Genomic DNA, 13,850 nt, shown 5'->3' on the forward strand with positions numbered 1-13,850 from the left:
GGGTCGTAGGAAGCTACTTACTGATCGCGGTACATCTCGGCGACCAGGAACGCCAGGTCCAGGGACTGGCTGCGGTTCAGCCGCGGGTCGCAGGCCGTCTCGTAGCGCTGGTGCAGGTCGTCGACGAAGATCTCGTCGCCGCCGCCCACGCACTCGGTGACGTCGTCACCGGTGAGCTCGACGTGGATGCCGCCCGGGTGCGTGCCGAGGCCCTTGTGGACCTCGAAGAAGCCCTTGACCTCGTCGAGCACGTCGTCGAAGCGCCGGGTCTTGTGACCGGAGGCCGCCTCGAAGGTGTTGCCGTGCATCGGGTCGGTGACCCAGGCGACGGTCGCGCCGGAGGCGGTGACCTTCTCGACCAGCTCCGGGAGCTTGTCCCGGACCTTGTCGGCGCCCATGCGGACGATGAAGGTCAGCCGGCCGGGCTCGCGGTCCGGGTCCAGGCGGTCGATGTACGTCAGCGCGTCGTCGACCGTGGTCGTCGGGCCCAGCTTGATGCCGATCGGGTTCGCGATCTGCGAGGCGAACTCGATGTGGGCGTGGTCGAGCTGGCGGGTGCGCTCACCGATCCAGACCATGTGGCCGGAGGTGTCGTACAGCTTGCCGGTGCGCGAGTCCGTACGGGTCAGGGCACCCTCGTAGTCGAGCAGCAGCGCCTCGTGGGAGGCGTAGAACTCGACGGCCTTGAACTCGGCCGGGTCGGTGCCACAGGCCTTCATGAAGTTCAGGGCGTTGTCGATCTCGCGGGCGAGCGCCTCGTAGCGCTGACCCGAGGGCGACGACTTCACGAAGTCCTGGTTCCAGGCATGCACCTGGCGCAGGTCGGCGTAGCCGCCGGTGGTGAAGGCGCGCACCAGGTTGAGCGTGGAGGCGGAGGCGTTGTACATCCGCTTCAGGCGCTCGGGGTCCGGGATGCGGGCCTTCTCGTTGAAGTCGAAGCCGTTGACCGAGTCGCCCCGGTACGTCGGCAGGGTCACGCCGTCGCGGGTCTCGGTCCCCTTGGAGCGGGGCTTGGAGTACTGCCCGGCGATACGACCGACCTTGACGACGGGCACGGAGGCCGCGTACGTCAGGACGGCGCTCATCTGGAGCAGGGTCTTGAGCTTGGCACGGATGTGGTCGGCGGAAACGGCGTCGAAGGCCTCGGCGCAGTCGCCACCCTGGAGCAGGAACGCCTCGCCACGGGCGACGGCTCCCATACGGGCGCGCAGCTGATCGCACTCGCCCGCGAAGACGAGCGGCGGATACGACTCGAGGTCCGCGATCACATCGCGCAGAGCCTCGGCATCGGGGTACTCAGGCTGCTGCGCCGCGGGAAGGTCTCGCCAGGTGTTGCCACCGGTAGCGGTGGTCTTAGCGTTCACGGTCACAACCACCACATTACGGGGTCCGGCGACCTGTCCAGGGACGCGACCAGTGGCTGAGACGCACGTCCGAAATGTCTGCGGACAAGGGTCACTCCTTCGAGTGGTGTTACCCTCACGCGCGTTTCAACATCTGAGGCTTGAATTAATCACAGGGGTGGGTGTGTCTCAAGGGCACCGCAAGGACCGCAAGAAGAAACGGCTGCTTTACGGTGCGGCGGCGGCGATCGTCGCCACCGCGACCATCGGCACGATCGCCGTGGCGTCGCCCGGGATCCTGGGCGCCTCGGACGACAAGAACGGCGCCGACGCGTCGCTGCAGTCGCAGTTCGCGGACGCGGCGCGCGAGTTCGACGTGCCGCAGAGCGTGCTGATGGCCGTGTCGTACCGGCAGACGCGGTGGGAGTCCCACGACGGCGAGCCGAGCACGACCGGCTCGTACAACGTCATGGGGCTGACGAAGGTCGACCCGGAGGACATCGACGACGACAAGCACGACGGCGATGCCGTCGAGCACTTCAACGGCAGCGGCAAGCCCGAGATCGAGAAGTCGTTCGACCCCGCCAAGGTCCGCCAGATCCTGGAGAAGGCGGAGGTCGACACCGACGACCCCCGGCTGCACACCCTGGACAAGGCCGCCGAGCTGATCGACGCCTCCGCCGAGGAGGTCCAGAACGACACCTCCGAGTCCATCCGAGCCGGCGCCGCGCTGCTCGCGGAGTACCAGAAGCAGGCCGGCGCGGAGCTGTCCGACGACCCGGGCGCCTGGTACCCGGCCGTGGCGCGCTACAGCGAGTCGCCCGACAAGAAGGGCGCCGACCTCTTCGCGAAGCGCGTCTTCGAGTCCATCAGGACGGGCGAGCGCGAGCTCACCCTGGACGGCGAGTACGTCGCTCTGCCGGCCGACCCGGCGGTCCAGCCGGTCAAGCCCTCGAACGTCCCGCTCGCGGCGAGCTTCGCGTCCACGACGGCCGTGCCGACGCCCGAGTGCCCCTCCGGCCTGAGCTGCAACTTCGTGCCGTCCCGCACGTCGAGCACGGGCAAGCGCAACTACACGCTCGGCGACCGCCCGAACCAGGGCGTGGACATCCGCCAGATCGTCATCCACGACACCGAGGGCGGCTACGACGGCTCGCTCGCGGCGCTCACCAACCCCGACGTGCCGGGCAGCGCCCACTACCTGATCCGTGCCTCGGACGGTCTCGTCACCCAGATGATCGAGAACAAGCACCTGGCGTGGCACGCGGGCAACTGGACCCACAACATGCACGCCATCGGCGTGGAGCACGAGGGCTACGCGATCAAGGAGGGGAAGTGGTACACCGAGTCCCAGTACCAGTCCTCCGCCGACCTCGTGAAGTTCCTGGCCGCGAAGTACAACGTGCCGCTGGACCGCGAGCACATCATCGGCCATGACGAGGTGGCGCTCCAGACGGACGCCGGCGTCAGCAAGCTCCACTGGGACGCGGGCCCGTACTGGGACTGGAACCACTACATGAAGCTGCTGGGCGCCCCGCAGGGCGACCAGGGCGCGGGCGGTCTGCTCAGGGCCGGCCAGGTGGTCCGGGTCGTTCCGCCGTTCACCACGGCCAACCAGCCGAAGCTGACGGTCGGAACCAACGCCGTCACGGCCCGCCCGTCCAACTTCGGCTACCTCTACACCTCCCCGTCGACGACCGCCTCGACGCTGGTCGACCCGTACTTCACCTCCCTCTGGTCCGAGGGCTCGAACTACGGGAACAAGGTCCGCGCGGGTGGCAGCTACGTCGTCGCCGAGGCCCAGTACGACTGGACGGCGATCTGGTACGCGGGCAAGAAGGCCTGGTTCTACAACCCGGGCGGTCAGTACACCGTGCCCGTCACCGGTGCCACGACCGTGCAGGTGAAGGCAGGGGCGACCTCGGCCAAGGTCTACGGGCGTTCGTTCCCGGAGACCGCCGCCTACACCGCCGCGGGCCTCGCCGCCCCGGGTGACGAGAACGCCAACCTGACGAAGTTCACCTTCGCCTCGGGTCAGGCCTACACGAAGGCCGGCCCGGCGGTGCAGGGCGACGACTGGTTCGGCTCCGCGCAGAAGAACGTCGTCGGCAGCACGCTCTACGTGCCGATCCGCTTCCACCACAAGATCACCTGGGTGAAGCAGAGCGACATCGTGGAGGTCCCCGCCGCCGCGCCGGTCGCCGCCACCAACCGCTACAACGTCATCGCCCGTGACAGCTCCGGCGCCTACTGGCAGTACCAGGGCACCGGCAACGCCAACTTCCAGTTCCTGCGTCGTTACCGCGCCGGCACCGGCTGGAACGTCTACAACCTGGTCGCCCCGATGACCGCGCTGCGTGCCGACGGCACCGGCGACGTCGTCGGCCGCGACGCCTCCGGCGTGCTCTGGTACCACCAGGGCAGCGGCAACCCCTCCTCGCCGTTCAAGGGGCGGGTCAAGGTCGGCTCCGGCTGGGGCGGCTACGACCAGATCGTCGGCGCCCGCGACCTCACCGGTGACGGCAAGGCCGATCTCCTCACCCGCGAGAAGTCGGGCGCGGTGTACCTCTTCCAGGGCACCGGCAACCCGTCCGTCCCGTTCACCGGTCGCACGCAGCTGGGCACCGGCTGGCACGTCTACAGCATGATCGTCGGCGCCGGCGACCTGACCGGTGACGGCAAGGCCGACATCCTGGGCCGCGACAAGACCGGCGTCCTGTGGATGCACAAGGGCACCGGCAACGCCGCCGCCCCGTACACCAGCCGGGTCCAGGTCGGCACCGGATGGAACATGCACAACGTGATCCTCGGCCCGAGCGACCTGACCGGTGACGGCAGGGTCGACCTCATGGCCCGCGACACCACCGGCGTCGCGTGGCTGTACCCGGGCACGGGCAACGCCGCGTCCCCGATCGGCGGGCGCATCAAGATGGGTCCGGGCTGGCAGATCTACACCATGATCTTCTGATCCTTCGGATCGGACCGATCACAGAAAGGGGCCCGGCCCGCACCGTCCACGGTGCGGACCGGGCCCCGTTTCCGTGTCCGGCTGGGCTACAGTGCTCGTATGTTCGCGCTGCAGATCCAGAACTGGTGGTGGACCGCTCATCCGGCGGCCCACTGACTGCGCGTACATCCACGACACGCGAAGGCCGCCCGAGGGGCGGCCTTTCTCGTTCCCCCGAGGCCGTTCCTCTCCGAATCCCGGAAGGAACCCGCTCCATGGACCTCTCCCGTCTCCTCGACGACTCCTGCCCTCCCTTCGCCCTGCTCCGCAGGCGCACTCCCGGCCGTGATCACGACACCGTCGAGGTGCTGATCGGCGGGGTCCACGAGGCCGAACGGCTCTCCGAGCTGCCCGTCGGCGCGCTGCCGACGCTGGCCCTCGTGCCGTTCCGGCAGATCCGCGAGCGCGGCTTCGACGTCCGCGACGACGGCACACCGCTCTCCGTGCTGGTCGCCGAGGAGGCGTACGAGCTTCCGCTCGCGGCCGCCATGGAGCAGTTGCCGGCCCATGACGTGCGGGTGGAGGGCGGCGGCTTCGACGTGTCGGACGAGGCGTACGCCGAGATCGTGCGGCGGGTGATCGACGAGGAGATCGGTGCGGGCGAGGGCGCCAACTTCGTCATCCGCCGTACCTACACCGGCGAGATCCCGGGCTTCGGGCGCGCCGACGCCCTCGCGCTCTTCCGCCGTCTCCTCGCGGGCGAGCGGGGCGCGTACTGGACCTTCGTCGTCCACACCGGAGAGCGCACCCTGGTCGGGGCGAGCCCCGAGGTGCACGTCCGGATGTCCGGCGGAACCGTCGTGATGAACCCGATCAGCGGCACGTACCGCTACCCGGCCGGCACCGCGCCGACCCCCGAGGATCTGCTCGCCTTCCTCGCCGACCGCAAGGAGACCGAGGAGCTCTCCATGGTGGTCGACGAGGAGCTGAAGATGATGTGCACGGTCGGTGACATGGGCGGGGTGGTGATCGGTCCGCGGCTCAAGGAGATGGCGCATCTCGCGCACACCGAGTACGAGCTGCGCGGCCGTTCGTCCCTCGACGTACGCGAGGTGCTGCGGGAGACGATGTTCGCGGCGACGGTCACCGGCTCGCCCGTGCAGAACGCCTGCCGGGTCATCGAGCGGCACGAGGCCGGCGGGCGCGGCTACTACGCGGGCGCCCTGGCCCTGCTCGGCACCGACGAGAACGGGGTCCAGACGCTGGACTCCCCGATCCTCATCCGGACCGCCGACATCTCGGGGGACGGACGGCTGCGCGTGCCGGTCGGCGCGACCCTGGTCCGCCACTCCGACCCGGCGGGCGAGGTCGCCGAGACCCATGCCAAGGCGGCGGGCGTCCTCACGGCCCTCGGGGTGCGGGAGGGGCGGCCGCGCGAGGAGTCCCCCCGGGCGGCCCGGCTCGCGGACGATCCGCGGGTGCGGGCGGCGCTGGACGCCCGGAGGGCCGACCTTGCGCCGTTCTGGCTGCGGATGCAGGTCCGGTCGGCCGAGCTGAGCGGCCACGCGCTGGTGATCGACGCCGAGGACACCTTCACGGCGATGCTCGCGCACCTGCTGCGCTCATCTGGCCTGGAGGTCTCGGTCGTCCGCTACGACGAGCCGGGGCTGCGGGAGCTCGCGCTCGCCCACGACGGCCCGGTGGTGCTCGGCCCCGGGCCCGGCGACCCGGGTGACGCGGCCGACCCGAAGATGCGCTTCCTCCGGGGCCTCACGGCCGAGCTCGTACGGGACCACCGGCACGGACTGCTCGGCGTCTGCCTGGGCCACGAGCTGATCGCGGCCGAGCTGGGCCTGGAGATCGTCCGCAAGCGCACCCCGTTCCAGGGTGCGCAGATGCGGATCGACCTCTTCGGGCAGGAGCAGACGGTCGGCTTCTACAACAGCTTCACCGCCCGCTGCGACGACCGCACCGCCACCGAACTGGCCCTGCACCGGATCGAGGTGAGCCGGGACGCGGAGACGGACGAGGTCCACGCCCTGCGCGGGCCGGGCTTCGCGGGGGTGCAGTTCCACCCGGAGTCGGTGCTGACGATGGAGGGGGCGGCGCTGACCGCGTCCCTGCTCGCCGGGGTGCTGGTCTAGCGGCTAGGAAGCGGCCGGGACCAGGACGTTCTCGCTGCGCCGCCCCGCGATGTGGTCGAGGACGTTCCGGACGGTCGTGTCGATGATCTGGCCGACCGCGTCGATCGTGAAGTACGCCTGGTGGGAGGTGACCACCACGTTCGGGAAGGTGACCAGACGGGCCAGGGTGTCGTCCGCGACGACCTCCAGGGACTTGTCGAGGAAGAAGAGCCCGGCCTCCGCCTCGTACACGTCGAGTCCCACGCCGGTGAACCGGCCGGCGCGGAGCTCCGACACCAGCGCCTCGGTGTCGATGAGGCCGCCCCGGCTGGAGTTCACCAGGATGGCGTCCTCCTTCATCGTCCTGAGGGCGGCGGCGTCCAGGAGGTGCCGGGTCGCGGGGAGCAGCGGGACGTGCAGGCTGACCAGATCGGCCTCGGCGAGGAGCTGCTCCTTCTCGACGTACTCCATGCCGAGTTCGAGGCAGGCGGGGTTCTCGGCGATGTCCCAGCCGAGGAGGCGCATGCCGAAGCCGTGGGCGATCCGGGTGAACGCCTCGCCGATCTTCCCGGTGCCGAGGACGCCGACCGTGCGGCCGCGCAGGTCGCGGCCCATCAGCCCGTCCAGCCTGAAGTCGAAGTCACGGGTGCGGTTGGAGGCGCGGACGATCCGCCGGTTGACGGCCAGCGCCAGGGTCCAGGCGAACTCGGCGACGGAGTAGGGGGAGTAGTACGAGACCCGGGCGATGGTGAGGCCCAGCCCGGCGGCCACGTCGAGGTCGATGTTGTTGAAGCCGGTGGAGCGCTGCGCGACGCACTTCGTGCCGCCGTCGGCGAGGGTCCGCAGGACTCCTGCGCCGAGGTCGGCGTTGACGCTCGTGGAGACGATCTCGTAGCCGGCGGCGATGGGGGCGGTGTCCTGGGAGAGGAACACCTCCAGGCAGCGGATGTCGTGGTGTCCCTCGAATGCCTTCTCGAGCAGCGGCTTCTCGTCGGCCTGCACACCGAATGCAAGGATTTCCACGACTTTCCTCTCGGATGACCGTTGGGCCGTATATGCGCGAACTGCGAATATACGGCCCGGGGCGGGGTGATGCTCAGCCGAAGAAGACCCCCACCTCGGCGTACAGCTCCGGATCGACCGTCTTGAGCCGCGCCGTGGCCTCCGCGATCGGGACGCGGACGATGTCGGTGCCGCGCAGCGCGACCATCTTCCCGAAGTCCCCGTCGCGGACGGCCTCGATGGCATGCAGGCCGAAGCGGGTGGCGAGCCAGCGGTCGAAGGCGCTGGGGGTGCCGCCGCGCTGCACATGACCGAGGACGGTGGTCCGGGCCTCGTTCCCCGTCCGCCGCTCGATCTCCTTGGCGAGCCACTCGCCCACACCCGAGAGCCGGACGTGTCCGTACGAGTCGAGGGTGCCGTCCTTGAGGACCATGTCCCCGTCCCGGGGCATCGCCCCCTCCGCGACGACCACGATCGGGGCGTACGTGGCCTTGAAGCGCGAGGTGACCCAGGCGCAGACCTGGTCGAGGTCGAAGCGCTGCTCGGGGATGAGGATGACGTTGGCGCCGCCCGCGAGACCGGAGTGCAGGGCGATCCAGCCGGCGTGACGGCCCATCACCTCCACCACCAGGACCCGCATATGGGACTCGGCGGTGGTGTGGAGGCGGTCGATGGCCTCGGTGGCGATCCCGACGGCGGTGTCGAAGCCGAAGGTGTAGTCGGTGGCGGACAGGTCGTTGTCGATGGTCTTCGGCACGCCCACGCAGGGGACGCCGTACTCGTCGACCAGTCGGGCGGCGACCCCGAGGGTGTCCTCACCGCCGATCGCGATCAGGGCGTCGATCTCGCACTTGGCGAGGTTCTCCTTGATCCTGCGGATGCCGTGCTCCACCTTGAGCGGGTTGGTGCGCGAGGAGCCGAGGATGGTGCCGCCGCGCGGCAGGATGCCGCGGACGGCGGGGATGTCGAGTCGTACGGTGACGCCGTCCAGCGGGCCGCGCCAACCGTCGCGGAACCCGGTGAACTCGTAGCCGTACTCCTGGACGCCCTTGCGGACGATGGCGCGGATGACCGCGTTGAGACCGGGGCAGTCGCCGCCCCCGGTCAGTACGCCGACGCGCATGGAGCTCTCCTTCACCGTGGCGGACGGGATGCGCGACCCACGCTAATAGTGACGTGGGTCACTCCGACACAGCGCGAAGAGTGAATTGTCCGCGCCCGCCCGGAGGATCGGGCCCGATGCGCACGGACGCCCGGGCCGGCGCGCCCGGATGCTCAGGCGTCGTCGAGGCCGCGCTCGATGGCGTACCGGACGAGCTCCACCCGGTTGTGCAGCTGGAGCTTGCCCAGGGTGTTCTGGACGTGGTTCTGCACGGTGCGGTGCGAGATGACCAGCCGTTCGGCGATCTGCTTGTAGCTCAGGCCCTTGGCGACCAGGCGCAGGACCTCGGTCTCGCGCTCGGTCAGCTGCGGGGCCTTCGACTCGTCGCCGCCGGCCGCCGGAACGGGCTCGGAGGCGAGGCGGCGGTACTCGCCGAGGACCAGGCCGGCGAGACCGGGGGTGAAGACGGGGTCGCCTACTGCGGTGCGGCGCACGGCGTCGATCAGCTCGGCCGTGCTGGCGGACTTCAGCAGATAGCCGGTGGCGCCGGACTTGACCGCCTCCAGCACGTCGGCGTGCTCGCCGCTCGCGGAGAGCACGAGGACCCGCAGCCGGGGGTTGGCGCCGACCAGCTCCTTGCAGACCTGGACGCCCGGCTTGGCGGGCAGGTTGAGGTCCAGGACGAGGACGTCCGGGGCGGCGGCTCCCGCGCGGCGCACGGCCTGCTCGCCGTCGCCCGCCGTGGCCACCACGTCGAAGCCCGCCTCGGCGAGGTCGCGGGCGACCGCGTCCCGCCACATCGGGTGGTCGTCGACGACCATCACTCTGATCTGCTGCTCACTCATCGTGTTCCTGCCTTCCCCCGTGGGTCCCGCGGGACCTTCAGTTCTACTTCCGTGCCCTGGCCCGGGACCGAGATCAGCTCGGCCGTGCCGCCCAGATCGCGCAGTCTGCCCCGGATGGACAGCGCGACGCCCATCCGGCCCTCGCCCTCCGCCTGTGCGAGCCGCCCCTCCGGGATGCCCGGGCCGTCGTCCCGTACCGTCACGATCACCTCGTCCGGCCAGTCCTCGACCAGGATCCAGGCCCGGGCGTTCCCGCCCGCGTGCACCCGGACATTGTCCAGGGCGGCGCCGACGGCGGCGGCCAGCTCGCGGGCGGCGGCGGCCTGCAGCACGACCGGGGCGCCCGGGTCGGAGAGCGTGACCTTCGCCCCGGCGCGCGGGGCGAGCAGGGCGCGCAGATCGACCGGGCAGTCGTCGTCCGGCTCCTCGACGATGCGTACCACGGCCCCCTCGGACTCGTCCTCGGAGACCAGCGACGGCCGGGTCAGCCCGCCGGCGACCAGGGTGCGCAGGGCGACCTCCTGCTCCCCCGCCATCCGGCCCAGCTCGGCCGCCTCGCCGCCCAGTGCCGTACCGCGCCGCTGCACCATCGCCAGGACCTGGAGGACGCTGTCGTGGATGTCGCGGGCGAGCCGCTCGCGTTCCCTGGTCGCGGCCTCGATCTCCAGGGCGCGGGCGAGGGTGCGTTCGGAGGCGCGGGCGACCTCGACGACGTATCCGATGGCGATGGACGCCACCCACACCAGCAGGACGTTGTGGAGGGTGTCCCGGGTGGGGTGGGCACGCTCGATGATGTTGGCGACGGCGACCAGCGAGGAGGCGAAGCCGGCCCAGCGCCAGCCGCCCTTGATCGCGTACGCGAGGACGGCTCCGGCGGTCCATATCGTCGGCAGGGTGGGGCCGTCGACCGACTGGGCCTGCTCGTCCGCGAGCGGGGTGAGCAGGATGCCGGTCAGGGCGACGGCGAGGTCGGCGATCAGGAAGCGCTTGGTGCAGCTGGCCGCGTTCGCCACCTTGGGCAGGGTGGCCAGGGTCCAGGCGCACATGACGGCGAGGAAGGCGACGGCCACCCAGGGCCGCTCGTAGCGGTCCCGGGCGAAGACGAAGATCAGAACCGCGTAGATCATCGTTCCGACCCGGTACGCGGTCAGCGCGCGCCACAGCGGCTGCTCGACCGACATCCGCACGACACGCTCGCGCTTGGCCATCTCCCCCACCCCCCGGTGTCCCTCTACGAGACGGTCAGGCTCCGGACTCTTCCCGCGCCGCGATCTCGGCCTTGACGGCCTCCTTGGCGGCCTTCTCGGCATCCGCGATCTGACGCTTGGCGGCGGTCGCGTAGATGTCGACGTACTCCTGGCCGGACAGCTTCATGATCTCGTACATGACCTCGTCGGTCACCGAGCGGAGGATGAAGCGGTCCCCCTCCATGCCGTGGTAGCGGCTGAAGTCGAGCGGCTTGCCGATCCGGATCCCCGGGCGCATCAGCTTGGGGACGACCTTGCCGGGCGGCTGGATCTTCTCGGTGTCGATCATGGCGACCGGGATGACCGGCGCGCCGGTGGCCAGGGCCACGCGCGCGAGGCCGCCGGGCTTGCCCCGGTAGAGACGGCCGTCGGGCGAGCGGGTGCCCTCGGGGTAGATCCCGAAGAGCCCGCCCTTCTCGATGACCTCGATACCGGCCTTGATCGCCGCCTCGCCGGCGCCGCGCGCGCCGGAACGGTCCACGGGGAGCTGGCCGACGCCCTTGAAGAAGGCGGCGGTGAGCTTGCCCTTCACACCGGGCGAGGTGAAGTACTCGGCCTTGGCGATGAAGGTGACCTTGCGGTCGAGGACCGCGGGCAGGAAGAAGGAGTCCGAGAAGGACAGGTGGTTGCTCGCGAGGATCGCCGGCCCGTCGGCGGGAATGTTCTCGAGGCCCTCCACCCAAGGCCTGAAGGCGAGCTTCAGTGAGCCTCCGATGGAGAACTTCATTGCGCCGTAGATCAACTCGAGTACCTTCCGTGTGCCGTCGGACAGACCTTATCCCGCCTTTTCCCGCCTGCTCTCGCGGGTGTGGCCGTGTGCGGCGCACCTTCGTGCGAACGGCCCTGGTCGGTGTCGGTCCGGTCGCGTACGGTGAAGGTTCTTCCCTCTTTCGTCGTTGCTTCGCCGCGGTACTCGCCGTACTCGCACCCCGAAGCCGAACCCGAACAGGAGACCCCGGTGCCGGTCCTTCCTGGAGCCGAGCCGTACCGCCATGAGGGCGGAGAGGTCGGCGTCCTTCTCTGTCACGGTTTCACCGGTTCCCCGCAGTCGCTGCGCCCCTGGGCGGAGTATCTGGCCGAGCGCGGTCTGACGGTGTCGCTGCCGCTGCTGCCCGGGCACGGCACGCGCTGGGAGGACATGCAGCTCACGACCTGGCACGACTGGTACGCGGAGGTGGACAGGGCGCTGCGGGAGCTGCTCGCGAGCTGCGAGCGGGTCTTCGTCTTCGGCCTGTCCATGGGCGGGGCGCTGTCGCTGCGTCTCGCGGCCAAGTACGGGGACGCGGTGCAGGGCCTCGTGCTGGTGAACCCCGGCAACAAGGTCCACGGCCTCGCGGCGCACGCGCTGCCGGTGGTCCGCCACTTCGTCCGGTCGACGAACGGCATCGCCAGCGACATCGCCAAGGAGGGTGCCGCGGAGGTCGGGTACGACCGGGTGCCGCTGCACGCGGCGCACTCCCTGCGCCGGTTGTTCCAGACGGTGGACGCGGAGCTGCCGCAGGTCACGCAGCCTCTGGTGGTCCTGCACAGCCTGCAGGACCATGTGGTGCCGCCCGCCGACACGGCGCGGATCCTGAGCCGGATCTCCTCGACGGACGTGAAGGAGATCCTGCTGGAACAGAGCTACCACGTGGCGACGTTGGACCACGATGCGGAGCGGATCTTCGAGGAGAGCTGGGCGTTCCTCTGCCGCCTCGCTCCGGAGGCGGTCGGGGAGAAGGGGAGCACGAGCAGTGGCTGAGCAGCAGGACGGCGAGCGCGAGCCGCAGCCGATCGACGAGGAGGCGGCCTGGGCCGCGATCGTCGCCGGGTACGGCGAGGAGCCGGCGGATCCTCCGGGGGCGAAGCCCTTCAGATCGGTGGAGGACCTGGCGCTGCCGGAGCCCGTGGAGGGTTCCGACGACGGTGACGACGACGAGGACGACGAGGAGGAGGAAGAGGACGGCGAGGACGAGGATCCTCCGAAGCCCGTCCTCGGCGGCTCGGTCGTCTTCGCTCCCGGGGTGAGCCTGGGCGGTGGTCCGCGCGACTACGAACTCGCGGCCCCGGACGCCGAGGCCGGCGAGAAGCCGTCCGGCAAGAAGGGCGACGACGACGGCGAGGGCCACTTCGTCCCGCCCGAGCCGCCGCCGCTGCCGGAGGCGGACGCGACGACGAAGTTCGCGTGGCTGGGCGTCGTCGGCGGCCCGGTGCTGATGCTGCTCGCGGTGCTGCTCCAGTGGGACATGACGTGGTGGCTGACGACGCTCTGCGTGGGCGGCTTCCTCGGCGGCTTCGCGACGCTGGTGGCGCGCATGAAGCACGACGACGACGATGACGGCTTCGACGACCCGGGCCGGGGCGCGGTGGTGTAGGGCCCACGCTCCCGGCGCCGCGGGCGGACTCCGTCCGGCTCAGCCCGCCGGGATCCGGACCGCCGCCAGGACCGGAAGGTGGTCCGTCGCCGCTCTCAGGTCCGTCGGGTCGAGGTCCGGCGGGACTCCGCAGCCGAGGAACTCGACGCCCTCCGTCGCCAGGATCGCGTCGATGCGCTGGTGCGGATCGGTGGGCGTCGAGGTGTACTCGCCGCCCCAGGGGCCGGCCGCCCAGCCGTCCTGGAGCTCCTTGGTCAGGCGGGTGAAGCTGCGCCCGCCGGGGCGTTCGTTGAGGTCCCCGGCGACGATCGTGTGCGGGACGGCCATGGCGGCGACCCGGTCGAGGAGCATCCCGGCCTGCGCGTACCGCTCGTCGCTCCGCAGGCTCAGATGACAGCTGATCAGCCCGACCCTCGCGCCCGCGAACCGTACGACGGCGGTCGCGAAACCGCGCCGGTGCAGTCCGGGGGTGAGCGGCAGCAGGACGTCCTCGGTCCGTTCCACGGTGGCCCTCAGCGAGCACATCAGCAGCGGCCCCGCGGCCGTGGCGCCGCCGCTCAGCACGACGAGCTCGCTCTTGGCGGCGAGCCGGGCCGCGTGCTTGCGCCAGCGGAAGAAGCGCGGCGCCTCCTGGACGAAGACGAGATCGGGGGCGCAGGCCCGGATGACCCGGGCGAGGGCGTCCTCGTCGTCGCGCATCGAGCGGATGTTGTAACTGAGCACCCGGACGACGGCCGAACCGTCCGCCTCGGTGCGGGAGTTGGGCAGCGCGGTGATCGCCATGCGCAGCAACATACGACAACGGCCCGCAGCTCCCCAGAGGGCGCGACCGGGAAAACGGTGGCCTCGGCATGCGGAACGCCGCCCCGTGCGCGGGCGCGCGGGGC

The 13,850-nt window shown here is 70.6% G+C and carries 12 protein-coding genes; 5 read left to right on the plus strand and 7 right to left on the minus strand.

Annotation, left to right across the window (positions count from 1 at the left end):
- Nucleotides 1–17 precede the first annotated feature (17 nt).
- Nucleotides 18–1,370, minus strand: a complete 1,353-nt coding sequence (locus ACFQ7Q_RS35315) for a class II 3-deoxy-7-phosphoheptulonate synthase (RefSeq protein ID WP_383562479.1) — start codon at nt 1,368–1,370, stop codon at nt 18–20.
- A 157-nt stretch (nt 1,371–1,527) separates the two neighbouring features.
- On the opposite strand from ACFQ7Q_RS35315, the gene ACFQ7Q_RS35320 reads away from it, so the two are divergent.
- The 3 genes from ACFQ7Q_RS35320 to ACFQ7Q_RS35330 all read left to right on the plus strand — a co-directional run bounded on the left by ACFQ7Q_RS35320 (nt 1,528) and on the right by ACFQ7Q_RS35330 (nt 6,434).
- Nucleotides 1,528–4,311, plus strand: a complete 2,784-nt coding sequence (locus tag ACFQ7Q_RS35320; RefSeq protein ID WP_383562481.1) for an N-acetylmuramoyl-L-alanine amidase — start codon at nt 1,528–1,530, stop codon at nt 4,309–4,311.
- 99 nt (nt 4,312–4,410) lie between these two features.
- Nucleotides 4,411–4,467, plus strand: a complete 57-nt coding sequence (locus ACFQ7Q_RS35325) for a trp operon leader peptide (protein WP_079110815.1) — start codon at nt 4,411–4,413, stop codon at nt 4,465–4,467.
- 98 nt (nt 4,468–4,565) lie between these two features.
- Nucleotides 4,566–6,434 (plus strand): anthranilate synthase family protein, encoded by a 1,869-nt coding sequence (locus ACFQ7Q_RS35330; protein ID WP_383562483.1) that lies wholly within the window; start codon nt 4,566–4,568, stop codon nt 6,432–6,434.
- Between the two features lie 3 nt (nt 6,435–6,437).
- On the opposite strand, the gene ACFQ7Q_RS35335 is transcribed toward ACFQ7Q_RS35330, so the two are convergent.
- From ACFQ7Q_RS35335 to ACFQ7Q_RS35355, 5 genes are all read right to left on the minus strand, one after another.
- A complete protein-coding gene (locus ACFQ7Q_RS35335) occupies nt 6,438–7,436 on the minus strand; it encodes a 2-hydroxyacid dehydrogenase (RefSeq protein WP_383562485.1) in 999 nt (332 codons plus the stop codon).
- Between the two features lie 73 nt (nt 7,437–7,509).
- Nucleotides 7,510–8,538 carry a 6-phosphofructokinase gene (locus tag ACFQ7Q_RS35340; protein ID WP_383562486.1) on the minus strand — a complete coding sequence of 343 codons (1,029 nt, stop codon included), beginning with the start codon at nt 8,536–8,538 and terminating at the stop codon, nt 7,510–7,512.
- A 152-nt stretch (nt 8,539–8,690) separates the two neighbouring features.
- The gene (locus ACFQ7Q_RS35345; RefSeq protein WP_362363627.1) at nt 8,691–9,362 is read right to left on the minus strand and encodes a response regulator transcription factor; all 672 of its coding nucleotides are present in this window, start codon (nt 9,360–9,362) and stop codon (nt 8,691–8,693) included.
- Nucleotides 9,359–10,570, minus strand: a complete 1,212-nt coding sequence (macS, locus tag ACFQ7Q_RS35350) for a MacS family sensor histidine kinase (RefSeq protein WP_383562489.1) — start codon at nt 10,568–10,570, stop codon at nt 9,359–9,361. Before macS ends, ACFQ7Q_RS35345 begins: the two co-directional genes overlap by 4 nt.
- A gap of 34 nt (nt 10,571–10,604) precedes the next feature.
- Complete coding sequence (locus ACFQ7Q_RS35355) at nt 10,605–11,336, minus strand: lysophospholipid acyltransferase family protein (protein WP_362363738.1); 732 nt, start codon at nt 11,334–11,336, stop codon at nt 10,605–10,607.
- Nucleotides 11,337–11,567: 231 nt separating this feature from the next.
- Between ACFQ7Q_RS35355 and ACFQ7Q_RS35360 the strand changes: the two genes are divergently transcribed.
- A complete protein-coding gene (locus ACFQ7Q_RS35360) occupies nt 11,568–12,350 on the plus strand; it encodes an alpha/beta hydrolase (RefSeq protein ID WP_383562491.1) in 783 nt (260 codons plus the stop codon).
- The gene (locus ACFQ7Q_RS35365) at nt 12,343–12,963 is read left to right on the plus strand and encodes a hypothetical protein (protein WP_383562493.1); all 621 of its coding nucleotides are present in this window, start codon (nt 12,343–12,345) and stop codon (nt 12,961–12,963) included. Before ACFQ7Q_RS35360 ends, ACFQ7Q_RS35365 begins: the two co-directional genes overlap by 8 nt.
- Before the next feature lie 39 nt (nt 12,964–13,002).
- On the opposite strand, the gene ACFQ7Q_RS35370 is transcribed toward ACFQ7Q_RS35365, so the two are convergent.
- Entirely contained in the window at nt 13,003–13,746 is a 744-nt protein-coding gene (locus ACFQ7Q_RS35370; RefSeq protein WP_383562495.1) for an endonuclease/exonuclease/phosphatase family protein, read from the minus strand.
- Between the last annotated feature and the right edge of the window lie 104 nt (nt 13,747–13,850).

The organism is Streptomyces sp. NPDC056527 (assembly GCF_042794475.1).
Taxonomy (GTDB): domain Bacteria; phylum Actinomycetota; class Actinomycetes; order Streptomycetales; family Streptomycetaceae; genus Streptomyces.

Bases quoted from the DNA above. Each gene is read 5' to 3' on its own strand.
- ACFQ7Q_RS35345 (WP_362363627.1), bottom strand. From the start codon at position 9,362: ATGAGTGAGCAGCAGATCAGAGTGATGGTCGTCGACGACCACCCGATG.
- ACFQ7Q_RS35370 (WP_383562495.1), bottom strand. From the start codon at position 13,746: ATGGCGATCACCGCGCTGCCCAACTCCCGCACCGAGGCGGACGGTTCG.
- ACFQ7Q_RS35340 (WP_383562486.1), bottom strand. From the start codon at position 8,538: ATGCGCGTCGGCGTACTGACCGGGGGCGGCGACTGCCCCGGTCTCAAC.
- ACFQ7Q_RS35355 (WP_362363738.1), bottom strand. From the start codon at position 11,336: ATGAAGTTCTCCATCGGAGGCTCACTGAAGCTCGCCTTCAGGCCTTGG.
- ACFQ7Q_RS35330 (WP_383562483.1), top strand. From the start codon at position 4,566: ATGGACCTCTCCCGTCTCCTCGACGACTCCTGCCCTCCCTTCGCCCTG.
- macS (WP_383562489.1), bottom strand. From the start codon at position 10,570: ATGGCCAAGCGCGAGCGTGTCGTGCGGATGTCGGTCGAGCAGCCGCTG.